This is a genomic window from Streptomyces sp. NPDC058295, from assembly GCF_042880655.1.
Lineage (GTDB): Bacteria > Actinomycetota > Actinomycetes > Streptomycetales > Streptomycetaceae > Streptomyces > Streptomyces coriariae.
This window is the reverse complement of sequence record NZ_JBHVYO010000076.1, coordinates 1-22,724: the sequence shown is the minus strand read 5'-3', so window position 1 is coordinate 22,724 and position 22,724 is coordinate 1. Positions and strand designations below refer to the sequence as shown.

Annotated in this window: 25 protein-coding genes, 2 tRNA genes and 1 other RNA gene; 11 read left to right on the top strand and 17 right to left on the bottom strand. The window is 72.1% G+C overall.

Annotated features, from left to right (window positions below):
• Window positions 1-199: 199 nt before the first annotated feature.
• From ACFVYS_RS41320 to ACFVYS_RS41310, 3 genes are all read right to left on the bottom strand, one after another.
• Entirely contained in the window at window positions 200-1,138 is a 939-nt protein-coding gene (locus tag ACFVYS_RS41320; RefSeq protein WP_389510709.1) for an RNA polymerase sigma factor SigF, read from the bottom strand.
• Between the two features lie 234 nt (window positions 1,139-1,372).
• On the bottom strand, window positions 1,373-1,666 hold the full coding sequence (locus ACFVYS_RS41315; RefSeq protein ID WP_020131313.1) for a Dabb family protein: 294 nt from the start codon (window positions 1,664-1,666) through the stop codon (window positions 1,373-1,375).
• Window positions 1,667-1,684: 18 nt separating this feature from the next.
• Window positions 1,685-1,861 carry a hypothetical protein gene (locus tag ACFVYS_RS41310; protein ID WP_020131312.1) on the bottom strand — a complete coding sequence of 59 codons (177 nt, stop codon included), beginning with the start codon at window positions 1,859-1,861 and terminating at the stop codon, window positions 1,685-1,687.
• Between the two features lie 184 nt (window positions 1,862-2,045).
• Here ACFVYS_RS41310 and ACFVYS_RS41305 point away from each other — a divergent pair, with 184 nt between their 5' ends.
• Entirely contained in the window at window positions 2,046-2,330 is a 285-nt protein-coding gene (locus ACFVYS_RS41305) for a PLD nuclease N-terminal domain-containing protein (protein ID WP_389510706.1), read from the top strand.
• Between the two features lie 451 nt (window positions 2,331-2,781).
• Here the strand turns inward: ACFVYS_RS41305 and ACFVYS_RS41300 are convergent.
• From ACFVYS_RS41300 to ACFVYS_RS41285, 4 genes are all read right to left on the bottom strand, one after another.
• Window positions 2,782-2,866: transfer RNA gene (locus tag ACFVYS_RS41300), tRNA-Ser, on the bottom strand.
• Window positions 2,867-2,921: 55 nt separating this feature from the next.
• On the bottom strand, window positions 2,922-3,353 hold the full coding sequence (gene tadA / locus ACFVYS_RS41295) for a tRNA adenosine(34) deaminase TadA (RefSeq protein ID WP_020131307.1): 432 nt from the start codon (window positions 3,351-3,353) through the stop codon (window positions 2,922-2,924).
• Window positions 3,354-3,403: 50 nt separating this feature from the next.
• Window positions 3,404-3,958 carry a hypothetical protein gene (locus ACFVYS_RS41290; protein ID WP_389510704.1) on the bottom strand — a complete coding sequence of 185 codons (555 nt, stop codon included), beginning with the start codon at window positions 3,956-3,958 and terminating at the stop codon, window positions 3,404-3,406.
• 346 nt (window positions 3,959-4,304) lie between these two features.
• A complete protein-coding gene (locus ACFVYS_RS41285; protein ID WP_389510702.1) occupies window positions 4,305-4,508 on the bottom strand; it encodes a hypothetical protein in 204 nt (67 codons plus the stop codon).
• A 168-nt stretch (window positions 4,509-4,676) separates the two neighbouring features.
• Here ACFVYS_RS41285 and upp point away from each other — a divergent pair, with 168 nt between their 5' ends.
• Window positions 4,677-5,312 carry a uracil phosphoribosyltransferase gene (upp, locus tag ACFVYS_RS41280; RefSeq protein ID WP_389510700.1) on the top strand — a complete coding sequence of 212 codons (636 nt, stop codon included), beginning with the start codon at window positions 4,677-4,679 and terminating at the stop codon, window positions 5,310-5,312.
• Window positions 5,313-5,445: 133 nt separating this feature from the next.
• Here the strand turns inward: upp and ACFVYS_RS41275 are convergent, their stop codons facing one another.
• Together ACFVYS_RS41275 and ACFVYS_RS41270 are read right to left on the bottom strand one after the other, a co-directional pair.
• On the bottom strand, window positions 5,446-6,078 hold the full coding sequence (locus tag ACFVYS_RS41275; protein WP_389510716.1) for a LytR C-terminal domain-containing protein: 633 nt from the start codon (window positions 6,076-6,078) through the stop codon (window positions 5,446-5,448).
• A gap of 168 nt (window positions 6,079-6,246) precedes the next feature.
• The gene (locus tag ACFVYS_RS41270) at window positions 6,247-6,543 is read right to left on the bottom strand and encodes a type II toxin-antitoxin system VapB family antitoxin (RefSeq protein ID WP_004943146.1); all 297 of its coding nucleotides are present in this window, start codon (window positions 6,541-6,543) and stop codon (window positions 6,247-6,249) included.
• A 105-nt stretch (window positions 6,544-6,648) separates the two neighbouring features.
• Between ACFVYS_RS41270 and ACFVYS_RS41265 the strand changes: the two genes are divergently transcribed.
• Window positions 6,649-8,313 carry a helicase HerA-like domain-containing protein gene (locus ACFVYS_RS41265; RefSeq protein ID WP_389510697.1) on the top strand — a complete coding sequence of 555 codons (1,665 nt, stop codon included), beginning with the start codon at window positions 6,649-6,651 and terminating at the stop codon, window positions 8,311-8,313.
• Between the two features lie 19 nt (window positions 8,314-8,332).
• On the opposite strand, the gene ACFVYS_RS41260 is transcribed toward ACFVYS_RS41265, so the two are convergent.
• The 4 genes from ACFVYS_RS41260 to ACFVYS_RS41245 all read right to left on the bottom strand — a co-directional run bounded on the left by ACFVYS_RS41260 (window position 8,333) and on the right by ACFVYS_RS41245 (window position 10,336).
• A complete protein-coding gene (locus ACFVYS_RS41260; protein ID WP_389510696.1) occupies window positions 8,333-8,455 on the bottom strand; it encodes a hypothetical protein in 123 nt (40 codons plus the stop codon).
• A 64-nt stretch (window positions 8,456-8,519) separates the two neighbouring features.
• Window positions 8,520-8,831, bottom strand: a complete 312-nt coding sequence (locus tag ACFVYS_RS41255; RefSeq protein ID WP_389510694.1) for a hypothetical protein — start codon at window positions 8,829-8,831, stop codon at window positions 8,520-8,522.
• Window positions 8,832-8,947: 116 nt separating this feature from the next.
• Window positions 8,948-9,568, bottom strand: coding sequence for an HhH-GPD-type base excision DNA repair protein (locus ACFVYS_RS41250; RefSeq protein ID WP_389510693.1), 621 nt, complete (start codon window positions 9,566-9,568; stop codon window positions 8,948-8,950).
• Between the two features lie 24 nt (window positions 9,569-9,592).
• On the bottom strand, window positions 9,593-10,336 hold the full coding sequence (locus ACFVYS_RS41245; protein WP_389510691.1) for a siderophore-interacting protein: 744 nt from the start codon (window positions 10,334-10,336) through the stop codon (window positions 9,593-9,595).
• 78 nt (window positions 10,337-10,414) lie between these two features.
• Between ACFVYS_RS41245 and ACFVYS_RS41240 the strand changes: the two genes are divergently transcribed.
• The 5 genes from ACFVYS_RS41240 (at window position 10,415) to ACFVYS_RS41220 (ending at window position 16,334) form a co-directional block, all read left to right on the top strand.
• Window positions 10,415-12,481: a penicillin acylase family protein gene (locus ACFVYS_RS41240; protein ID WP_389510689.1), complete on the top strand. Its 2,067-nt coding sequence runs from the start codon at window positions 10,415-10,417 to the stop codon at window positions 12,479-12,481.
• On the top strand, window positions 12,474-13,067 hold the full coding sequence (locus ACFVYS_RS41235; RefSeq protein WP_389510687.1) for a GNAT family N-acetyltransferase: 594 nt from the start codon (window positions 12,474-12,476) through the stop codon (window positions 13,065-13,067). Before ACFVYS_RS41240 ends, ACFVYS_RS41235 begins: the two co-directional genes overlap by 8 nt.
• Window positions 13,064-13,549 (top strand): cupin domain-containing protein, encoded by a 486-nt coding sequence (locus ACFVYS_RS41230; protein WP_389510685.1) that lies wholly within the window; start codon window positions 13,064-13,066, stop codon window positions 13,547-13,549. Before ACFVYS_RS41235 ends, ACFVYS_RS41230 begins: the two co-directional genes overlap by 4 nt.
• Window positions 13,546-14,310 carry an SDR family NAD(P)-dependent oxidoreductase gene (locus ACFVYS_RS41225; protein WP_389510683.1) on the top strand — a complete coding sequence of 255 codons (765 nt, stop codon included), beginning with the start codon at window positions 13,546-13,548 and terminating at the stop codon, window positions 14,308-14,310. The genes ACFVYS_RS41230 and ACFVYS_RS41225 overlap by 4 nt, the downstream gene beginning before the upstream one ends.
• A gap of 164 nt (window positions 14,311-14,474) precedes the next feature.
• A complete protein-coding gene (locus ACFVYS_RS41220) occupies window positions 14,475-16,334 on the top strand; it encodes a copper resistance CopC/CopD family protein (protein WP_389510681.1) in 1,860 nt (619 codons plus the stop codon).
• Window positions 16,335-16,365: 31 nt separating this feature from the next.
• Here ACFVYS_RS41220 and ACFVYS_RS41215 read toward each other — a convergent pair whose 3' ends face one another.
• Window positions 16,366-16,857, bottom strand: coding sequence for an acyl-CoA thioesterase (locus ACFVYS_RS41215; RefSeq protein ID WP_389510679.1), 492 nt, complete (start codon window positions 16,855-16,857; stop codon window positions 16,366-16,368).
• An 87-nt stretch (window positions 16,858-16,944) separates the two neighbouring features.
• Entirely contained in the window at window positions 16,945-18,117 is a 1,173-nt protein-coding gene (locus ACFVYS_RS41210; RefSeq protein ID WP_389510677.1) for a macrolide family glycosyltransferase, read from the bottom strand.
• Between the two features lie 326 nt (window positions 18,118-18,443).
• Here ACFVYS_RS41210 and ACFVYS_RS41205 point away from each other — a divergent pair, with 326 nt between their 5' ends.
• Window positions 18,444-19,769: a wax ester/triacylglycerol synthase domain-containing protein gene (locus ACFVYS_RS41205; RefSeq protein ID WP_389510675.1), complete on the top strand. Its 1,326-nt coding sequence runs from the start codon at window positions 18,444-18,446 to the stop codon at window positions 19,767-19,769.
• Between the two features lie 365 nt (window positions 19,770-20,134).
• On the opposite strand, the gene ACFVYS_RS41200 is transcribed toward ACFVYS_RS41205, so the two are convergent.
• Together ACFVYS_RS41200 and ACFVYS_RS41195 are read right to left on the bottom strand one after the other, a co-directional pair.
• Window positions 20,135-20,356 carry a hypothetical protein gene (locus tag ACFVYS_RS41200; protein ID WP_028807083.1) on the bottom strand — a complete coding sequence of 74 codons (222 nt, stop codon included), beginning with the start codon at window positions 20,354-20,356 and terminating at the stop codon, window positions 20,135-20,137.
• Window positions 20,357-20,789: 433 nt separating this feature from the next.
• A tRNA-Ser gene (locus ACFVYS_RS41195) sits at window positions 20,790-20,877 on the bottom strand.
• 71 nt (window positions 20,878-20,948) lie between these two features.
• Between ACFVYS_RS41195 and ffs the strand changes: the two genes are divergently transcribed.
• Window positions 20,949-21,047: signal recognition particle sRNA small type (gene ffs, locus ACFVYS_RS41190), an RNA gene on the top strand.
• Window positions 21,048-21,117: 70 nt separating this feature from the next.
• Window positions 21,118-22,724 (top strand): DNA polymerase III subunit gamma and tau (locus ACFVYS_RS41185; protein ID WP_389510674.1); only part of this gene is annotated, 1,607 nt, incomplete at its 3' end.

Sequence of the window (22,724 nt, the reverse complement as noted above, 5' to 3'; positions counted from 1 at the left end):
GCAGAATGTCACATGTCGGCAACACGCTGTAGTGACATGTCGACATGTGAGTGGCGAATCAGCCCTGGAAAAAGGGGGTCTGACGGCATTTCAGCGCAGATCTGCAGGGAAGGGGCCGGGTGAGCGATTCGCTCTCAACGGTGACAACTCGCTCATGCTTCCGAGCCCTGATCGAGTGACGTGTCCTTCGGGCCCCGCGTCACGCCTCGATGCGGTTCGCCGAGCGAAGCCGCTGGAAGCTACGCGCGAGTAGCCGGGACACGTGCATCTGGGAGACGCCGAGTTCCGCACTGATCTGGGACTGCGTGAGGTTGCTGTAGTAGCGCAGGAGCAGGATGCGCTGCTCGCGCTCGGGGAGTTGGACCAGGAGGTGACGCACGAGGTCGCGGTGCTCGACGCCGTCCAGCGCCGGATCCTCGTAGCCGAGGCGGTCCAGCAGGCCCGGTAGGCCGTCGCCCTCCTGGGCCGCCTCCAGCGAGGTGGCGTGGTACGAGCGGCCCGCCTCGATGCAGGAGAGCACCTCGTCCTCGCCGATGCGCAGCCGCTCGGCGATCTCGGCCGTCGTCGGGGTGCGGCCGAAGGCGGTCGTCAGGTCCTCGGTGGCGCTGTTGACCTGCACCCACAACTCGTGCAGCCGGCGCGGTACGTGGACCGTGCGGACGTTGTCGCGGAAGTACCGCTTGATCTCGCCGATGACCGTCGGCATGGCGAAGGTCGGGAACTGCACGCCGCGCTCAGGGTCGAAGCGGTCGATGGCGTTGATCAGGCCGATGGTGCCGACCTGGACGACGTCCTCCATCGGTTCGTTGCGGGAGCGGAAACGGGCGGCCGCGTAGCGCACGAGCGGAAGGTTGGCCTCGATGAGCGCCCCGCGTACCCGGTTGTGCTCCGGCGTGCCCGGCTGGAGCTCCTTGAGCTCGCCGAAGAGCAACTGGGTCAGTGCCCGGGTGTCGGCGCCCCGGCGCCGCTCGGGCGGCTGCACCGGCTCCGTAGGGGCTTCCGTGAGGACGGCCGCAGGAGCTTGCGGGACGCCTTGTGGGACGCCTTGTGGGACGGCTTCCAGGGCAGGCGCGGGGGCGGGTGCCGGGGGTGCCTCTTCCTGAGGCGGCGCAGTACTGGCCGACACGGTCAACGCCACCTCTTCGTCAGGTCAACATCGGTCAACTCATCCGTCAAAAGCGGTCATAGCATCACAAGACATGTGCACTGTGTGCAAGCACCCCATAACGCCGTGTTGAGGGAGAAGTTGAGCCGTGCGCCCTGATTCCCGGCGTGCGAAAGCCCTCCGCTGTTCCCGCGGAGGGCTCCGAAACGACGGAAGGACTGCCTGAGGAACGCCGAGAACGGCGGCTCGGAAGCCGGGAAGGGAGGCTCAGAACTCGTAGTCGGCGACCACCCAGGTGGCGAACTCACGCCACAGGGCGACGCCCTCCTGGTGGGCCGGGTGCTCGATGTACCGCTTCAGCGCGTCCGCGTCCTCGACCGCCGAGTTGATCGCGAAGTCGTAGGCGATGGGCCGGTCGCTGATGTTCCAGCCCAGCTCCCAGAAGCGCAGCTCCTCGATCCGGCCGCCGAGCGCCCGGAAGGCCGCTTCCCCCCGCACGACCCGGGGGTCGTCGCGCTCGACGCCCTCGTTGAGCTTGAAAAGGACCAGGTGGCGGATCATGGGCACTCCCAGTGCGAGCTACTCGGCCCCGTCGGCCAGCCACGTGAAGAAGTCGCCGACGGCCTTGGCGGCGTCCGATATGCCCTGGAAGCCTATCTGGACGTAGTCGGCCGCCTTCGCCGGGTCCGTGATGATCACGTAGAGCACGAAGACCACGAGTACGTAGACGGCGATCTTCTTGGCGTTCACCGCCACCTGGCCTCCCCTGTATGAGCCCACCCGGGCCTTGTTGACGGCGGCGAGTGTAACCGTAAGTGCGATTTACATACTGCTTTTGAACGTCCACGGCGCGTTCGTGAACCGTTCGTGGGTCCTCGTCCGATGAGGGGGTGAACGCCGGTGCGTGCCGGGCGGAGTGGAAGAAGGGAAGGGGAGGAAAATGCTGGGACTGCTGGAACCGCTGGCCGTCGCCCCGATGGTCCTCGTGACGTTGCTGTGCCTGGGGGCGTTGCTCGATTGTGTCCGTACCCCCGGGGAGCGCGTCCGGTACGTGCCGAAGCCGCTCTGGCTGCTCTTCCTGCTCAGCGCCCCGATCGTCGGCGGCCTCGCCTGGGTGTACCTGGGCAAGCACCCCGAGCCGCGCGAAAGCCCGAAGACACGAGGAAGGGCCCGACTCGGGGAGCCGGACCCTTCGTCCAGAAGCGGTCCGACCACAACGAACTGAGATCGGGCGACGAGGGGGAGCCCGCCAGGGGTGCCCCTCGGTCTTCTTGAAATAGTGACTAGACGTAGTTGTTCGGGTGCATGCTGCCTTCATGGACGAAGGACTTGTGGCATTGATCGCGCCGCGCATCCGCCGATGGCGGCACCCCCAATAGCACCGGCAAGCCCCACGCCGGCAGCGCTACCAGGACCACGTGCGGTACCTGCGTTACTGGAGGGGAGCTCTCCTGGACGGCCACGATTCAGAAGCTGATGCCGCACAGGCCCAAGCGGCGGAAGCCAGGCGGCAGATGAAGGACGGGTACAGCGCGCTCGTCAGAGCGGCCAACGAAGCGATGTTCACTCCTGTGCGCGCTGATGCAGTGCCGCTTACACCGCCGAACTGGGACGGCAACTGAGGACGGAAGCCGAAGAGGCGCCCGGTTCGATGAACCGGGCGCCTCTTGTACCAGCGGTAGCGGAGGGATTTGAACCCTCGGTGACTTGCGCCACACTCGCTTTCGAGGCGAGCTCCTTCGGCCGCTCGGACACGCTACCGAGGGAGACCTTACAGCAAGGCGGGCCCTGGTTTGAAATCGGTATTCGGGGGCGATCAGCGGTCGCGGAAGAACTCCGTGAGGAGCCCCGCGCACTCCTCGGCGAGGACGCCTTCGACGACCTCGGGGCGGTGGTTGAGCCGTCGGTCGCGGACGACGTCCCAGAGGGAACCGGCCGCGCCCGCCTTGTCGTCACGGGCGCCGTAGACGACCCGGTCCACCCGGGACTGCACGAGCGCGCCCGCGCACATCGTGCACGGTTCGAGGGTCACGACGAGCGTGCAGCCGGACAGCCGCCACTCGCCCAGCGCGGCGGCCGCCCGCCGGACGGCGAGCACCTCCGCGTGGGCCGTCGGATCGCCGCCGGCCTCCCGTTCGTTGTGGCCCCTGGCGAGGACCGTCGTACCGTCAGGAGCCAGCACGACGGCGCCGACCGGGACGTCTCCGTCCCGGGCGGCCAGCCGTGCCTCGTCCAGGGCGAGCCGCATCGCGGCCCGCCAGCGGTCGCGTACGGGATCCGGCGCCGTTCGCGGGGCGGTCAGCGGACGGTCTCCAGGACCTCCGAGGCGCCCAGGGCGTCGGCGATCTCGGTGACCGCGTCCGAGGACAGCGACCTCAGCTCCTTCTCGCCGACGCCGAGGTCGTCGAGGATGCCGGCGTCGCCGACCGGGCCGTGCGGCACGGCCTCGGCCGGGCTGCCGTTCACGACGCCGACGACACCCTCGTCCTCGGTGTCGTCGGCGTCGTCCTCGTTCTCACCGTCCTCGGTGCCGTCGAGGTCGAGGGCGTCGAGGACGTCGTCGTCACCCGGGTCCCTTCCGAGCAGTTCGTCGGTGAGCAGGATCTCGCCGTACGAGCTGCGGGCGGCGGCGGCGGCGTCGGAGACGAAGATGCGAGGGTCCTCCTCGCCGTCGATGCGGACGACCCCGAACCAGGAGTCCTCCTGCTCGATCAGCACGAGAACCGTGTCGTCGTCGGGAGAGGCCTCCCGGGCCAGGTCGGCCAGATCCGACAGGGTCTCCACATCGTCGAGCTCTGTGTCGCTCGCTTCCCACCCGTCTTCGGTGCGCGCGAGCAGTGCGGCGAAGTACACCGTGACTCTCCCACTGGTCTTAGGCGTGCCGGTTGGGGGTCCCCCCGGCGGAGGTTGCGGGCGGAGAGAGCTCAGGCTCCGAGCCCCACCCACTCGGAATCGTGGCAGAAACAGAGCGTCCAGGGGACGTCTTCGGCTCCCTGTGTCCGGTGGTTTTGATCGCACGCCCACGAGTACGTCCATGTGCACGTACACGAGAGGTCCGTCGAGTGACGCACCAGTGCTCTCGTTGCCACCACCAGCGGATCGTACGCGGCTTTCCCTCGCGCCCACGCACGCCCGCCCCACGCGACACCCGTGACGGTGGTGATCTTCCCCGTATGCGCCAAGTCCCGTACGGGCGGGGCTACCAGCGGAACGTGCGCATGCGCATCGCGTGGCGCAGCCGGGCGGTCTTGGCGCGGCGCGGCTGGACCCGGTCGCGCAGTTCGCGGGCCTCGGCCAGCTCGCGCAGAAACCGGGCGCGGCGCCGTCGGCGCTCGGCGTCGGTCTCGTCCGGCCGCGCCTTCCGCGGCGAGTCGTTGTCGGGCAGCTTGGGCAGCTCAGGCATCAGCACACCACTCCGGGTACCCCGGTCTGTCTCCTTACCTTTCCCCCACTTTCCCTCCGACGGGCGGTTTGACGCCAGCCAACGGCCCAACCCGAGGGCAAGTCGAGGCGGAGAGGTTCACTGTGCGTGGGGACGCCGGGCGGGTTCGGCCCGGTTACTGTTGTGGACATGCGTCTCCACGTCGTCGACCACCCTCTGGTCGCCCACAAGCTCACCACGCTGCGCGACCAGCGCACGGACTCCGCGACCTTCCGCCGGCTGGCCGACGAACTGGTCACCCTGCTCGCCTACGAGGCCACGCGTGACGTGCGCACCGAGCAGGTCGACATCAAGACGCCGGTCTCCCCGACCACCGGCGTGAAGCTCTCCCACCCGCGCCCGCTGGTCGTGCCGATCCTGCGCGCGGGTCTCGGCATGCTGGACGGCATGATGCGGCTGCTGCCGACCGCCGAGGTGGGTTTCCTGGGCATGATCCGCAACGAGGAGACGCTCGAGGCGTCCACGTACGCCACGCGCATGCCGGAGAACCTCCTCGGCCGCCAGGTGTACGTCCTGGACCCGATGCTGGCCACCGGCGGCACGCTGGTCGCCGCGATCCGCGAGCTGATCCGGCGCGGCGCCGACGACGTGACGGCCGTGGTGCTGCTCGCGGCCCCGGAGGGCGTCGAGCTCATGGAGCGCGAACTCGCGGGCACTCCGGTCACCGTCGTCACGGCGGCGGTCGACGACCACCTCAACGAGCTCGGCTACATCGTCCCGGGCCTGGGCGACGCGGGCGACCGGCTGTACGGTGCGGCCGAATAAACCGTCACCCGACCACCTGACCGGCCGACCGCCTGACCGCCTGACCGGCCGAGCAGGCCGAGACATTCGGCAAGCTCGGACGGACGGATAGACGGACGGGCACGGCGGGTGGCGGGCGCGGGAAGGGCTGCTGCTAGCAGCCCTTCTTCGTGGACGCCGTCGGCTGCGGCGCGGCCAGCGCCGTCAGCGCCTTGACCGAGGCCGTCGGGCTGGTCAGCGCCTTGAACTGGTTGCCGATGATCAGGTCGACCGCCGTGCCCGCACGGGCCGCGTCGGTGCGGCGTTCGGCGGTGGTGAGCTGGGTGGCGAGCACCGGCAGCGAGGTGTTCAGCGAGGCCGCGGGGCCGAGCAGTATCCCGGTGCCGGTGACCTTCTTGTCGTACTGCTTGGTGGCGTTGCCCACCTCGCCGATCTTGAAGCCGCGTTTCTTCAGCTCGTCCGCGGTGGTCTTGGCGAGGCCGCTGCGGGTGGTGGCGTTGAAGACGTTCACGGTGATCTGCGCGGGCTTGGGCGCCGCGCCGGCTACGGCGGCGGCGGACGCGGACGCGGCGGGGCTCGCCTTGGTCGCCTTCGTCGAGCAGCCGACTCCGGCGGCCGTGGCCGTTCCCCCACCGCCCGTGAAGACGTCGATGAGCTGGAGGGTGCCCCAGCCGGCCACGCCGAGCACGGCGCCGCAGGCGACGACCACCACGACCAGCCTGCCGCGTCGTCGGTGGGGGCGCATGCGGGGGTATTTGTCCCCCGTGATCCGGTACTTGCCGCCCATGCCGGGGGGAGTCAGCATGCTCATGGGCGCAGCGTAGTGCGCCCGGGCGGCCGTGACGAATAAACGATCATCCGACACCGTTCGAGGCGCGGGAAAGCACCCGAAAGGGTCAACCCGAAGGGCCGGGCGGGGGTTCCTGACAGGGGTCCGGGCAGGGATCCTGGCGGTTCAGTCCAGCTCGAGCACGCGCGCGTGCAGTACCTGTCGCTGCTGGAGCGCCGCCCGCACCGCGCGGTGCAGCCCGTCCTCCAGGTACAGGTCGCCCTGCCACTTCACGACGTGCGCGAAGAGGTCGCCGTAGAACGTGGAGTCCTCCGCGAGCAGGGTTTCCAGGTCGAGCTGCTGCTTGGTGGTCACCAGCTGATCGAGGCGGACCGGGCGCGGCGCGACGTCCGCCCACTGCCGGGTGCTTTCCCGGCCGTGGTCGGGGTACGGCCGGCCGTTTCCGATGCGCTTGAAGATCACACGGAAAGCCTACCGGTCCAGACGTTCCGGGCGCAGCCATGGAGACGGAGTGCGACGCTGGAAAAGACGTGATGAACGGGGGTAAAACGGAACGAGGGTCTGTCGATGAGTGAGCCGACGAGCGCCGCCGACATCGCCGCCGGGTACGCCTTCGCCGGGCCCGCCCTCGACCTGGGCGCGCTGCTGTGGGACGGGAAGTGTCTCCCCGAGGCCCCCGTCCGCATCCCCCTTCCCATGCTGAACAGGCACGGACTGGTCGCGGGTGCCACCGGCACCGGAAAGACCAAGACGCTCCAGCTGATCGCCGAACAGCTCTCCGCGCAGGGCGTGCCGGTCTTCCTCGCCGACGTCAAAGGCGATCTGTCCGGGGTCTCGGCGCCGGGAGCGGCGAACGACCGGGTGCGGGGGCGGGCGGCGGAAGTCGGCCAGAAATGGACGGCGACCGGCTTTCCGGCCGAGTTCTACGCCCTCGGCGGCCTCGGCCACGGCATCCCGCTGCGGGCCACGATCACCAGCTTCGGCCCGGTGCTGCTCGCCAAGGTGCTCCAGCTCAACCACACCCAGGAGCAGTCCCTCGGTCTGATCTTCCACTACGCCGACCAGAAGGGCCTGGAGCTGCTCGACCTCAAGGACCTCCGGTCGGTCGTCGCCTTCCTGACCTCGGACGAGGGCAGGGCGGAGCTGAAGGGCATCGGCGGGCTGTCGACGGCCACGGCCGGGGTGATCCTGCGCTCGCTGACCGCCTTCGAGGCCCAGGGCATGGCGAGCTTCTTCGGCGAGCCGGAGTTCGACACGGCCGAGTTCCTGCGCACGGCCTCCGGCGGCCGCGGTGTCGTCTCGGTCCTGGAACTGCCCGCCGTCCAGGAGAAGCCGCAGCTCTTCTCGACGTTCCTGATGTGGCTGCTGGCCGATCTCTTCCACGACCTGCCCGAGATCGGCGACGCCGACCGGCCCAGGCTCGTCTTCTTCTTCGACGAGGCGCACCTGCTCTTCGACGACGCCTCGAAGGCGTTCCTCGACTCCATCACGCAGACCGTCCGGCTGATTCGCTCGAAAGGGGTCGGCGTGTTCTTCGTCACGCAGACCCCGAAGGACGTGCCCGGTGACGTCCTCGCCCAGCTCGGCAACCGGGTCCAGCACGCCCTGCGGGCCTTCACGCCGGACGACCAGAAGGCCCTCAAGGCCACGGTGAAGACATTTCCGAACTCCTCCTACGACCTGGAGGAGCTGCTCACCGGGCTCGGTACCGGCGAGGCCGTCGTGACCGTCCTCAGCGAGCGGGGCGCCCCGACGCCGGTGGCCGCGACCCGGTTGCGCGCCCCCGAATCGCTGATGGGGCCGGTCGACGGCCCCGCCCTCGACCGGGCGGTGCGGGAGTCCCCGCTGTACGAGCGGTATGCACAGGCTGTGGACAGAGAATCCGCGTTCGAGAAGCTGGCGGCCCGTCCCGGCGAGCAACCGGGGTCAGCGCGGGGGACGCAGGCCACGCGAGGGACGGGAGAGACGAGAGGGACAGGAGAGACGGGGGAGACGAAGAAGGCGAAGGAAGCGCGGGAGGCGAGGGGTGCGCGGGATGCGCGGGAGGCGGGGGAGGCGGAGGGAGTACGGGAAGCGAAGGGGCCCAGGTCCCGGGCGTCCGAGGAGGATCGCTCCGTCGTCGAGCAGGTCGTCGGCAGCGGCATGTTCAAGTCGCTGGCCCGGTCCGTCGGCACGCAGATCGGCCGCGAGATCACCCGTTCGCTGTTCGGCACGGCCCGGCGGAGGCGGTAGTACCGCCTCCGCCGACCGGTCAGCGGTCCCGGTACTCCGGGGACTGCTGCGGTTTCGCTTCCTTCACCTGCGGTTTCTGTGTGCTGCGCGCGGCCTCCGCGCGCAGCAGGGCGCGCAGGATCGCGTACGGGTCTGTGGGCATGACTCTTTCCCTCGCATGTTCCTTGCGTGAGCGTGATCGCCGGCGGGCCTGGGAACGGCGTCCGTCAGCAGCGCAGGACCACGGTGCGCAGGACGTGCAGGGCGTACGACGGCCGGTGCGGCGCGGGGCGCGGCGGGTCCGCGGGGACACCGGGCGCCGGGGCCGGGAGGGCCGCGGGGCGCGGCGGGGCGGCGGGGCGGTGCGCGCAGGGGGCCGGTCGCAGCGCCGTGTCGAGGACGTCGTACTCGGCGAGCTCGGCGGCGGCGACGGGTGCCGCCGAGATCTCGGCGGCCGCGCCCGGCACCAGCAGGGCGAGCAGCAGCACGAGCGTCCGCAGCCAGGTGCGGCTGCGGGGGAGGCGTGCTGCGGGGCTCATGAGAGGTCATCTCCCCGCGACACGCCCTGGGTTCAGCACGCCGGGGATCGGATCCGCCCGTTCGGCGGACAACCGGCTCACCCGGTGTGCGGCACCTGGCGGCCCTGGCCCCTCCGCTACTTCTTCGCGGACTTGTCCGCCCTGTTCGCCTTCTCCGCCTTCTCTGCCTTGGCCGCCGCCTTCATCTCCTGCTTGTGGGCCCGTACCTTCGTCAGTGATGCGGGGCCGGTGATGTCGGCGACGGACCGGAAGGACTTCGGCTCGCCGTAGGCGCCGGCCGCCTCCCGCCAGCCCGTGGGCCGCACACCCAGCTGCTTGCCCAGCAGCGCGAGGAAGATCTGCGCCTTCTGGCTGCCGAAGCCGGGCAGTTCCTGGAGCCGCCCGAGCAACTCCTTGCCGCTGCTCACGTCCTTCCAGACGGCACCGGCGTCCCCGTCGTAGTGCTCGACGAGGTACTGGCAGAGCTGCTGGACGCGCTTGGCCATGGATCCGGGGTAGCGGTGCACGGCCGGCTTCTCGGAGAGCAGTGCGGCGAAGGCCTCCGGGTCCTGGGCGGCGATGTCGTGCGCGTCCAGGTCGTCGGTGCCGAGGCGGTCGGCGATCGTCCGGGGCCCCTTGAACGCCCACTCCATCGGAACCTGCTGGTCCAGCAGCATCCCGACGAGCGCGGCGAGCGGGGACCGCCCGAGGAGCTCGTCGGCCTCGGGGTCCTGGGAGAGGTGAAGGGTGACGTCCATGCGTCGATGATCCCGCCTGGGCCGTCAGCTCGCGCGCCAGTACCCCAGCGCGTGCAGCCGCTCCTTGGGGAGGCCCAGCTCCTTGCGCAGGTAGGCCGACAGCGTCCTGGTGGTGCGGGTGTCGCAGGCGATCCAGACGTAGGGGTCGGGGGTGGCCGTCAGCAGGGCGGGCAGCTCGGTCTTCACCCGCTCGACGAGGTGGGCGCCCGAGTCCGCCCGGGGCACGTGCCGTATCTCGTGGCGTGCGGGGTCGGTCCGGAAGGGGAGGCCGTCCGTACCGTCGGGCGGGCCCTCGAACCAGACGGTCGCCGAGGCGGCGCCGAGTGCCCCCTCGCCCTCGCCGAGCAGGGAGTTGATGGCGGGCAGGGAGGCCGGGTCGCCGATCACGAGGACGTGCGAGGGGGCCGGGGCGGGCGGTTCGAAGCCGGTGCCCTGGACCGTCGCCTCGATGGTGTCGCCGGGCTTCGCCGCCCGCGCCCAGTCGCTGGCCGCGCCCTCGTGCAGCGCGAACTCCAGGGCGAGGGTGCCGGCCGCCGGGTCGGGGTCGACCAGGGTGTAGGCCCGCTGGTGCGGCCGGCCCGCGTTCTCGAACCAGAGCCGGATCCAGATCGTCGGGTGGACGCCGGTGGCGGCGAGCAGCCCGCCGTCCGAGAGGCGCAGCCTGCGGTACTCGCCGGTGACCTCCTCCGCGCCCGTGACCGTGAGCGTGAAGTCCTTCGCACGCATCAGTCTGAGGACCGTGCCCTCCCAGCCCCGCCCCTGCGCCATGACTTCGCCACCCCTCGCGTACGATTTCGGCACAATCCACTTAGGCAAGCCTAACCTAAAGCGAAATGGGGCCAGAGGGTGACCGCCGAGATCTACCGTGACGCCTGGGGCGTCCCGCATCTGCGCGCCGACAGTGCGCACGCCCTCGCCCGCCTCCAGGGATCGGTCACCGCCCGCGACCGCGCCTGGCAACTGGAGGTCGAACGGCACAGGGCGCGCGGCACCTCGGCGTCCTTCCTCGGCTCCGAGGCCCTCCCCTGGGACCGGTTCGTGCGCCGCGCCCGCCTCGACGACACGGCGAGACGCTGCTTCGACGAGCTCGCGAGACGGGATCCGGAGACGGCCGACTGGGTCCGGGCGTACGTCGACGGGGTCAACGAGGGGCTGGCCGCCTGCGAGGCCCCCGAGTTCACCCGGGTCGGCCTCGCGCCCGGCCGCTGGGAGCCCTGGACCCCGCTCGCCGTCTGGCTGGCCACGCACATCCTGTTCGCCGGGTTCCCCGCCAAGCTGTGGCGCGAGGAGGCCGCCCGGCACCTCGGCCCCGAGGCGGTCGCCCTGTTCGCCACCGACGGGCCCGGCACCTCCGGCAGCAACGGCTGGCTGGTGGAAGGGACCCGGACGGTCACCGGGCAGGCGGTCATCGCCGGCGACCCGCACCGCTTCATCGAGGACCCAGGCGTCTACCAGCAGATCCGCCTGGCCTGCGACGAGTTCGACGTCGTCGGGCTCGCCGTCCCCGGTGTCCCCGGCATCGCCCACTTCGGCCACACCGGCACGGTCGCCTGGGCCATCACCAACGCCATGGCCGACTACCAGGACCTCTACCGCGAACGGCTGCGCCGCACCGGCGCCGGCGTCGAGGCGCTCGGCCCGGACGGCACCTGGCGGCGGGTCGCCCGGCACACCGAACTCGTACGGGTGGCGGGCGAGGAGACCGTCGAGGTGGAGGTGCTGGAGACCGAGCGGGGCCCGGTGATCGCGGGCGGCCCGGAAGGCCTGGACGACGGCACCCCGCTCGCGCTGACCCTGCGCCACCCGCCCCGCGTCACCGCCGACCTGGGCTTCCAGGCACTCCTCCCGCTGCTCCGGGCCCGCCGGGTCGCCGACGTGGACCGCGCCTTCGATCTCTGGGTCGAGCCCGTTAACGTCGTCCAGGCTGCCGACACCGAGGGCGGCCTGCTGCACCGGGTCGCGGGCCGGGTGCCGCAGCGCGCCGAGGCGAACGGCACCCGGCTGGTGCCCGCCTGGGAACCCGGTCACGAGTGGACCGGCTGGCACGAGATGCCCCGCGCGGGACTGGCCGACGGCGTCGCGGTGATGGCCAACCAGCGCGGTCCCGCCGCGCGGCTGGGCGTCGAGTTCGCCCCGCCGCACCGCGCCGACCGCATCCGGACGCTGCTCGGGGAACGTCGGCAGTGGTCCGCGTCCGACATGCCGGCCATCCACACGGACACCCATCTGGGCTCCGCCGCGCCCCTGCTGGACCGGCTGAGCGCCCTCGACGACCTGACAGGGCCGGCCGCCGAGCTCCGCGACCGCCTGCTGCGCTGGGACCGCCGGATGGACGCCGACAGCCAGGACGCGGCACGGTTCGCGGCCCTGCGCAGCGCCCTGGTCCGCCGTCTCGCCGCCCACCCGGCCTTCGCGGTCCTCACGACGCCGCCCGCCTATCCGGAGGTCTTCCTCCCCTGGCTGGCCCTCCTCCCCCGCATCGGCTTCGCCCTCGAACACCTGCTGCGCGCCGAGGAGCTGTACGGCATCGACCGGGCTGCACTCGTACGGGAGGCCCTCGAGGAGACCGCCGGCCTACCCGCCGCCCGCTGGGGCGACACCCACCGCCTGACCCCCTGGCAGGCGCTCCCCGACCCGGGACGGCAGGCCCCGGCCCTCGCCGGCGACCACGACTGCGTGCTGTGCACCTCGGCCGTGCCCGGCTGGACCGACCTCGCCGCGCGCGGTCCGGCAGCCCGGTACGTGTGGGACCTGGCCCGCCGCGAGGACAGCCTGTGGGTCGTCCCGTACGGCGCGTCCGGCCTCCCCGACCACCCCCACCACCACGACCAGCTCCCCCTGTGGCTCAAGGGCGAACTGGCCCCCGTCGTCACCGACTGGGCGCAGCTGAAGAAGGAGAGCGACCATGGCTGACCGTTATGTGCACACGCAGGCGGCCGACGGGTTCGGCACCGTCAAGATCCGTCCGCTCGACCCCGAGGGCGACGCGGACGTCGTCCACGGCTGGGTGAGCGAGGAGCGGGCCGCGTTCTGGGGCATGAACGGTCTGACGCGGGACCAGGTCGCCGAGATCTACGCCCACATGGCCGGCCTCGACACCCATCACGCCTTCCTCACCGAGCTGGACGGCGAACCGGTCGCCCTCCTCCAGACCTACGAGCCGACCGAGGACCGGGTCGGCGAGTGCTACCGGGTCGAGCCCGGGGACATCGGCGTCCATGTGCTCATCGCCCCGGCCGGCGGGCGCGGGGCGCGGCCGGGCTGGTCGGCGGCGCTGATGGACGCGTTCGCCTCGTACGTGCTGGTCGGCCTGGACCGCTCGCGCGTCGTGGTGGACCCCGATGTGCGCAACGAGAAGGCGGTCGCCCGCTTCCTGAGGCAGGGCTTCGAGGAGGGGCCGGTCGTCACGCTGCCGGAGATCGACCTGCCGGACGTGTACCTACCGGAGAAGAAGGCGCAGCTGGCGTTTCTGCGCCGGGAGGTAGCGTTCCCCGGGTGACCTCACCGCTCACCCCCGAAGACCTCGTCGCGCACTACGGACTGGAGCCGATCCCCCGCGAGGGAGGCCTGTTCCGCCGTACCTGGGCGGGTCCGCAGGGGCCGGACGGCCGCCCCGCCGGCTCCGCGATCGTCGCGCTGCTCACCGCCGACGACTTCTCGGCCCTGCACCGTCTGCCCACCGACGAGGTCTGGCACTTCTACCTCGGCGACCCGCTCACGCTGCTGCTCCTCGCTCCCGACGGCACCTCCCGTACGGCGGTGCTCGGCCCGGACCTCCTCGGTGGGCAGCGGTCGCAGCTCACCGTGCCCGCGCGCACCTGGATGGGCGCGCGGGTGGCCGGCGGGGGCGCCTGGACCTTCTTCGGCTGCACGATGGCTCCCGGCTTCACCTACGGCGACTACGAACACGGCGACGCGGCCGACCTCACGGCGCGGCACCCGGACCGGGCCGCCCTCATCGCGCAACTGTGCCGTCCATGACGTTGCTGGCGGGCCGGGTGGCCCTGATCACGGGTGCGGGCGGCGGTATCGGGCGCGGCATCGCGCTGCGGTTCGCCCAGGAGGGCGCGGCGGTGGCGCTGCACTGCCGTACCGGGACCGAGGCGGCGCACGCGCTCGCCGAGAAGATCGCCGACGAGGTCGGCGCGCGGGCCGTCGTCCTGGCCGGCGCCGACCTGACCGTCGAGGACGAGTGCCACACGCTGGTGGCCCGGGCCGCCGAGTGGGGCGGCGGGCGGCTCGACGCGTTGGTGAACAACGCGGGCGTACAGCCGGTGCAGGACCTGCCCGGGATGCCGGCCGCCGACTGGCGTGCGGTCGTCGACACCAACCTGACCAGCGTGTTCGCCTGCACCCAGGCGGCGGCGCAGGTCATGCGGGAGCGCGGGGGCAGCATCACGCACATCGCCTCCGTGGAGGCGGCGAGGCCGGCTCCCGGGCACGCCCACTACGCCGCGTCCAAGGCCGCCGTGGTGATGCACGCGCGGGCGGCGGCACAGGAGTACGGGGTGTACGGCATCCGCGTGAACACGGTCTCGCCCGGGCTGATCGACCGGGAGGGGCTGGCCGAGGCGTGGCCCGAGGGCGTGCGGCGGTGGCGGGAGGCGGTCGCTGTCGGCCGGCTGGGCCGCCCGGAGGACGTCGGCGACGCCTGTGTCTTCCTGGCCTCGCCGCTCGCGTCCTGGATCACCGGACACGACCTGGTGGTGGACGGCGGGGTGTCGGCACGGCCGACGTGGTGAACCGGATGTCCCGTGCATGCGTACGTATCTCCGAGCAGACGAGTCTCGAGTCCCAGGCAAGGCGGAGCGGTGACGTGAGCGAAGGGCGAGATGGCGGACGACACGGTGGTGGGCGGTACGGCGGCGGGGGACACGGCGGCGGCCGAAGGGGACTTCAAGGGCTGGTGCTGCTGGGCACCGTGCTGGTCCTGCTCCTCCTCGGCGGCGGCCCGGCCTCGGCGCACGCGGCCCTCCGCGGCGCCGATCCCGCCGACGGAAGCGTCGTCAGGACGGCCCCCGACGCCATCACCCTCACCTTCACCGAGTCCGTAGGCCTGCTCGACGACTCCTTCCGCGTCTTCGACCCCGACAACCGGCGGGTCGACACGGGCGCGGCGGGCCACGCGGACGGCCGCGCCGACACCGCGCGGATCAAGCTCCCCGCGAAGCTCGGCACCGGCACGTTCACGGTGTCCTGGCGCGTGGTGTCGGCGGACAGCCATCCGATCGCCGGCGCCTTCACCTTCTCGGTGGGTACACCGTCCGCGACCCCGCCGGCCCTGCCCGGCACCTCCGTGGAGAACCCGGCCACCGGAGGCCTCTTCAACATCGGCCGCTACCTCGCGTACCTCGCCGCGGCACTCCTCATCGGCACGGCCGCCTTCATCGCCGTCTGCCGGCCGCCGGACGTCCGGCCGCTGCGCAGGCTGCTGCTGGCCGGCTGGTGGGCGCTCGCCGGATCGACGGTGTTCCTGCTGCTGCTCCGCGGCCCCTACGAGACCGGCACCGGCCCCGCGCAGGCCCTGGACCCGTCCGGCCTGAGCCGCACGCTGGGCACCCGGCCTGGCCTGGCCCTGGTGGCGCGCCTCGCGCTGCTCGCGGCGGCCGCGGCCCTGCTGCTGTGGCAGCGCAAGGCTCTCGGGGAGGGGAGGCGGCCGTCCCGCGCGGCGCTGCTGACCGGCGCCACGCTGGCCACGGGCCTGGCCCTGACCTGGGCCGGCGCCGAACACGCGTCAGCGGGAATCCAGGTCCCGGTGGCGATGACGTCCACCGTGCTGCACCTGCTGGCGATGGCGGTGTGGCTGGGCGGCCTGGCGTCCCTGCTCACCCTGTTCTACCGCGCGTCCGTCCCGTCGCGCGTGGTCGGCCGCTTCTCGCAGCTGGCGGGCGTCTCGGTGACCGTCCTGGTGGTGACGGGCGTCTACCAGTCCTGGCGCGGCCTCGGCTCCGTGTCCGCGCTGACGGACACGACGTACGGGCGGGTCCTGCTGGCCAAACTGGTCGCGGTGACGCTCCTGCTGCTGGCGGGGGCCCGGTCGCGGCGGACGGTGACAAGGGAAAGGACGGCGAGGAACGTGACCGTGGAGATCGCCGAAAAGCAGGAGGCGCGGGAGGCGCGGGTACCGGAGCGGGTGGGCGGCCGGGCCGAAAGCGCGGCGGACGGCCTGGCGGACGGCACGGTCGACGCCCCGGCGGGCGGCCCGTCGTCCCCCGGGAAGCCCCGGCCGCCGGCCGGTGCGGCCCTCACCCCGGCCGAGGACGCCCAACGCCGGGCGCTGCGCCGCTCCGTGCTGGCCGAGGTCGTCGTCTCCGTCGTCGTCCTCGTCTTCACGACCGTCCTGACGGGCACCCTGCCGGGCCGGGCGGCGGCCGAGGCGGCGACGGCGGAACAGTCCGCCGGGCTGCCCGTGGCCTCCGTGACCAACATCCCCTTCACCATCGGCTCCGGCTCCCCCGGCGCTCGTGGCGTCAGCGGCAAGGTGCAGGTCACCCTCGACCCGGGCCGGGTCGGCGACAACGGCCTCCAGGCCGTGGTCTACGGCCCCGACGGCGGCTTCGTCAGCATCCCCGAGCTGCGTATCTCCTTCAGCCTGCCCGACCAGGACATCGGCCCCCTCGACGCCAAGGTCACCGACCGGGGCGGCTACTGGGCCGCCGACACGGTCAACCTGCCGCTGCCCGGCACCTGGGAGATGAAGGTGACGGTACGGGTGTCGGAGACCGACCAGGTGAGCGAGTCGAAGCCGGTGGAGATCGTGCGCTGAGACAGCGGCCCGCCCCCGGCGGGGCGGCCGGTCAGCGCGCCGGGTCGGGAGTGGCGTGCCGGGCCGCGAGGGCACGTTCCTCCTCCTCCAGCCGACGGGAGCAGCGGGCGTCCGGGTCGTAGGCGACGGCCGTGCTCACACAGGTGCAGAACACCCGGGCGTCGCGGGTGACGCGGCTGGTGACGCGGAAGGTCGAGCGGCGCAGGTCACCGATGGTCGTGGTGATGGTGACCGGCTCCGGCTGGAGGACGAGGGGTTCCGTGTAGTCGAGTTCGTGGCGTGCGTAGACGAACCTCGGGCGGATCTCCTGCCCGGGCAGTCCGGGGCGCAGATAGAACATGTCGATATGGGCGTCCTGGATCATCTCCAGCAGCCGGACGTTGTTCACATGGTTCATGGAGTCCAGGTCGCTCATGCGTACCTGGCGGAGATAGAGGTGCGGGCGGCAGTCCGGCACCTCGAGGGGCGTGCGGCCGGTGCCGGTGCGGCGGATGTCGGACGCCAGGGCGTGGGTCAGGGTCACGGTGTCACTCCTCGGAACATCGGAACAGGGGTCCCGGCCTCCTGGCCGGTACGCGGTACCGGTGCCGGGGCTACGGGGACTGCGGGTCTACAGGGCCCGCTCGATCAGGTCGGCCGCGGCTGCCGCCCCGCCGGCCGCCGCGATCTCCCGGCGCATGGCGGACACGCCCGCGCGGATGTCCCGGTCGGACGAGACCCGCAGGACGGCCTCGCGCAGCGCCTCGGGGGTGACGTTCTCGCGCGGCAGGTGGACGCCCAGCCGGAGGTGTTCGATCCGGGCGGCGTTGACCCGCTGCTCGGCCATCTGCGGGACCGCCACCAGCGGCACGCCGTAGTGCAGGGCCTCCATCGTGCCGCCCATTCCGGCGTGGGTGACGAAGGCGTCCGCATGGGCGAGCACGGCCAGTTGGGGCACATGGGGATGGACCTCGACGTTGGCGGGCAGCGGCCCCAGCCCGTCCGGCGGGACGGCGCCGACGGACATGACCACATGCCAGGGCAGCTCGGCGAAGGCCTGCACGCAGGACCGGTAGAACTCCGGCCGCCGGGTGAACTGGGAGCCCAACGAGACCAGCAGGACGGGCACATCGGGCCGCGGCGGCTGCCAGGAACCCTGGTAGGAACGGTCCCCGAGCGCCGGCCCGACGTACGCGACGCGCTGTGCCGCGACGGTGTCCGCCCTGCGCTGGAAGGTCCGGGGGAAGAACGCGACGGCGTGTTCGGGCCGTACGAGGTCCTGGATCCGCGCGGCCTCGATCCCGTGGTCGGCGAAGGCGCCCGCCAGTCGCGCGAAGCCCGGCAGCTGCGGGAGTCCGGGCACGCCGAAGAACTCCGGGACGATGCCGTCGTAGGCGAGATGGGTGGGCGAGGCCACGACGGTCGGCACCTGCCACCGTGCCGCCAGCAGCAGGCCCGCGAAGGCGTAGATGTCGCACAGCACCAGGTCCGGGCGGTCCTTGCCGAATGCCCGGGTCAGCGCGGGCAGGGCCGTCAGCGCCACCTCGACGACCCGCGCGAAGCCCTCGCCCATGTCCTCCGGCGCGTCCGAACCGTCCCCCGCGTCGGGGTAGAGCACGGGCTCCGCGCCGGCCGCCTTCACCTGGTGCATGAAGTCCTCGGTGACGGCGTAGCTGACCCGGTGCCCCCGCCGGACGAGCTCCTCGACGACCCCCAGGGTCGGATTCACGTGCCCGTGCATCGGAACGTTGAACACGGCGATGTGCGCGGGAATGTGCGCGGGATTCGGATGAGTACCAGGCACGACACACAACTCCTGTCCGGCACGGAGCCGGGGCGGGGGATTCGGGACCGGGGCGCCCGAACGGCGGACGCGGAGTCCCGATTAAAGGCGCACAAACACCGTTCGTGGCCGCAAACCTGCGGCAGTGTCACCCCATCAGGGAGCCTCCACGGCCGCGCGTTGACACCTGTGGAACACCTGAGGGGTACCTGGAGAGGCTGCCGGTGACGCGGCGGACGTGACCGCCGGTCCGATCGGCCGTTGGGGGTACAGGACGTCGTCCGTCAGCAGCCGGCCCACGACAGGACCGGCCCACGGCACGGACGGCCCACGACAGGAGCAGTCTCATGCCCGGATCGCATCTGCCCTTGATGGAAGAGGGGATGGCCCGCTGGCCGTTCGGCCCGCCCAACGCCGGGATCGCCCTGGACCTCGCGGGCGCCCCACCGTCGCTGGACGAGCTGCGGGCGTTGGTGGAGGAACGCTGGAAGGCGCTGCCCAGGCTCACCCAGACCCTGGTCGCTCCCGGCGGCGCCCGGACGGGCCTGGCCTGGTGGACCGGCCGGCACCGCTGGGCGCGCCGGGACGGCCACGACCTGGCCCAGCAGATCGACAGCGCGGACCTGACCCTCCGGGACGCGGTCCGGCAGTGGTTCCACACCCCGTTCCCGGCCGACCGGCCGCCCTGGAGCCTGCACCTGCTGCGCGGGGCGACGGAGGGGGAGTTCTCCCTGCTGTTCCGGATGCACCACAGCCTGCTCGACGGCCGTTCCCTGACGACCCTGCTGCGGGCCCTCTTCGACGACGGCGGGCCGCTGGACGGCGCCGCGTCCCTGGCGGTGCCCGGCCCCCGGCGACGGACCGTCGGCCCCGGCCCGACGGGGGGCGGCCCGCCGGGGCTGCTGACCACGGGCCGCGCGGTGCCGCTGCCGCACCGGGGCCCGCGGGAGCCCGCGTACACCGTCGTACGGCTGCGCGCCGACGTCCTGCGGGCCGCGCGCTCGGCCGTCTCCGTGGGAGCGGCCGGCGCCTCCCGCCCGGCGACCACCAACGAGGTGTTCCTGGCGACGGTCTCCGGAGTCCTGCGCGCCTGCCTTTCGGCTGCGGACGCCGGTTCCGCCTCCGACCGCGGCTCCGCTTCCGGCGGCGGTGACCGGGATCCGGAGCCGAGGCAGGTGTGGCTGTCGGTCCCGGTCGACGAACGGCCCGACGACTGCGGTGAGTTCCTCGGCAACGCGTTCGCCAACGTCCGGGTCCCCGCGCCGGTGACCCTCGCCGACCCGGCGGCCCGCCTGGCCGCGTGCACCGGCCTGCTGACCACCGTGACCCGCCCCCGGCGCACCGCCGAGAAGCTGGTGGAGGGCACGCTGGCGGCGGTTCCCGGGGCGACCCTGGCGCTGGCCGGCGGAAAGATCTTCGCCCCCGCGTACGCGCCCGCGGCCTGCTCCTACGTCCATCTGCGCGAGCAGGGCCAGACCCTGGCCGGCCGGCCGCTGCGCCACCTCACGATCGTCCCCATGGTGCCCCCGGCCGACACGGCCACCTTCGCGCTGGGCGGCTGCACCAAGGGGCACACGCTGAGCGTGGCCACCAACTCGGGCAGCGAGGACGCCGGCCTGCTGGCGGAGGCGTTCCTCGACGAGCTGACGCTGCTCGCCGAGGGGGCTCGCTGACCCGCCGGTTCCGCACATGTCGAAGGGCCCCACAGCGAACGGTGGGGCCCTTCGGCATGCGCGGAACCGGGACGGCGCGTGGCCGCCGCATGCGAGGCCACGCTCTCCGGCCGGAGCTAGCTCGCCTGGCGTCGAGCCGCACCCATGCCGGAGAGGGATGCCTGGGCATCCTCGATCAGGAAGATCTCGTCCTCCCCGAAGTCCGGGGCCTGGAAGGGGTTGGTCGTCGGAGGCGGCGATGCCGCGGTGGCAGAGCGAGTCGCCCCTTCCGGAGCGGAGAACAGCGAGGTCGGGTCGATGAGAGGTCTCCCATTCGTTACAGGGCCGTGAACGGACCTGGCGTGCCGTGACCGGGCACAGCGGTCCTACAGCTTGCTCATCTTGGTGTACGGGCTCAGGATCCGCATTTGCGCCGAACCGAAATCCACGAGGGCCGCGATTCCGTCCTCGATGCCGATCACGCGGCCGAGGCCGTACATGTCGTGCGTGACCTGGTCGCCCACCTCGAAGTGCTTCGGAGACGGCGCGGCCGGGGCCTTGAAGGGACTGGTGGGCAAGTAGCGCTTCGGTGCCGATGGCTTTGTCATTGCCTCCAGTATGGGCCTGCATGCGCCAGTCGTAGCGGCCGTCTTTCTCCGCTGTTCGTCACAGACCCGGACAGCGATCTTCACCTCGGCCGGAATACGGGCGGCCGCGCGCCTCTGACCTGGTGCTTCGCCGATGAGCCCGTTGAAGCGCCCTCGGGACCCCACCACAGACCGTTACCTTCGGAAACCCACTCCACGTCGCTGGTCGCGAGGATCGGGCTCAGGATCATGAGCATGACGCACAGCACCGCGGGCGGCCCCACCGGGGTTCCCGGATCCGCGAACGGGACGACATCACTGGGGCGACATCACCGGCACGGCATCCGAGACGGACGGCCAGGACGGACGGCCGGAACGGACGGTCGGGACGGGCAACGGCGAAGGGCCCCACCGCGAACGGTGGGGCCCTTCGACTTAGTGCCCGGTGAGGCACTGGCGGAGGATACGAGATTCGAACTCGTGAGGGGTTGCCCCCAACACGCTTTCCAAGCGTGCGCCCTAGGCCACTAGGCGAATCCTCCGCGGCAAACAATACAAGACGTTGAGGAGTGCTCGCGAACTCGTTCCCCCCGCTCAGATCCTGTAGCCTGTGCGCAGCCCCTCACGCGGCGCTATCTGACTGAACTCCCCCAGGGCCGGAAGGCAGCAAGGGTAGGTCGGCTCTGGCGGGTGCGTGGGGGGCGCTTGCGTGTGCGGCGGGGGCAGGGGGCCGGGTCCGCGCGTGGGACCCGATGTCAGCGGTCGCCTATAACCTCGTATGCGTGTCGTCTCTCGCGCTGTACCGCCGCTATCGCCCGGAGTCCTTCGCCGAGGTCATCGGGCAGGAGCATGTCACCGGTCCGTTGCAGCAGGCGCTGCGGAACAACCGGGTCAATCACGCGTACCTGTTCAGCGGGCCGCGTGGGTGCGGGAAGACCACCAGCGCGCGGATCCTGGCCCGGTGCCTGAACTGCGAGCAGGGGCCCACGCCCACCCCGTGCGGGGAGTGCGAGTCGTGCAAGGACCTCGCCAGGAACGGCCCGGGGTCCATCGACGTCATCGAGATCGACGCGGCTTCGCACGGTGGTGTGGACGACGCCCGTGACCTGCGAGAGAAGGCGTTCTTCGGGCCCGCCCGCAGCCGGTACAAGATCTACATCATCGACGAGGCCCACATGGTCACGCCGGCCGGTTTCAACGCGCTCCTCAAGGTCGTCGAGGAGCCGCCGGAGCATCTGAAGTTCATCTTCGCGACCACCGAGCCGGAGAAGGTCATCGGGACCATCCGGTCGCGGACCCACCACTACCCGTTCCGGCTCGTGCCGCCGGGGACGCTGCGGGACTACCTCGGCGAGGTCTGCGGGCAGGAGGCCATCCCCGTCGAGGAGGGTGTGCTGCCGCTCGTCGTGCGCTCCGGCGCGGGTTCCGTGCGTGACTCCATGTCCGTCATGGACCAGTTGCTCGCCGGCGCGAGCGACGCGGGTGTGACGTACGCCATGGCCACCTCCCTGCTCGGCTACACGGACAGCTCGCTGCTCGACTCCGTCGTCGAGGCCTTCGCCACCGGTGACGGCGCCGCCGCCTTCGAGGTGGTCGACCGGATCATCGAGGGGGGCAACGACCCCCGCCGCTTCGTCGCCGACCTGCTGGAGCGGCTCCGGGACCTCGTCATCCTCGCCGCCGTGCCGGACGCGGCCGACAAGGGGCTCATCGACGCCCCCGCCGACGTGATCGAGCGCATGCAGGCCCAGGCCGGCGTCTTCGGCGCCGCGGAGCTGAGCCGCGCCGCCGACCTCGTCAACGAGGGGCTGACGGAGATGCGGGGCGCCACCTCACCCCGTCTCCAGCTCGAGCTGATCTGCGCGCGCGTGATGCTGCCCGCCGCCTACGGCGACGAACGCTCCGTCATGGCCCGCCTCGACCGCATCGAGCGTGGCGTGAACTTCTCGCCGGGCGGCGGTGCGCAGGGGGCGGCGCACGGTGCGCCCGTGATGCCGACGATGGGTTACGTGCCGGGGCCCGAGGCGCACGCCGGTGCTCCTGTGGCCGGGGGCGCGCCGATCCCGCCCGGTGGCGGGGCGGCCGCCGCCCGTGCCGCGGTACGGGGTCCGGGTCCGGGACAGGGTCCCGTACCGGGTCAGGCACCGGACCGGTCGGCCGCGCCGGGCGCGCCGCCCGCGCCCGCGCCTGCCCAGCCGCCCGCCGCCCCGCCCGCGCCCGCCCCGGCCCCCACCGCCGCTCCCGCCCCGACTCCCGTCGCGGCCTCCGCCCCGCCGGTGGAGGAGGTGCAGGCCGCGAGCCCCCAGGCTCCTGCCGGGCCCGCCCCCGGTGCCTGGCCCACCGCCACCGCGGCGGGCAGCGGGCGCCGCCCCGGCGGCTGGCCCACGGC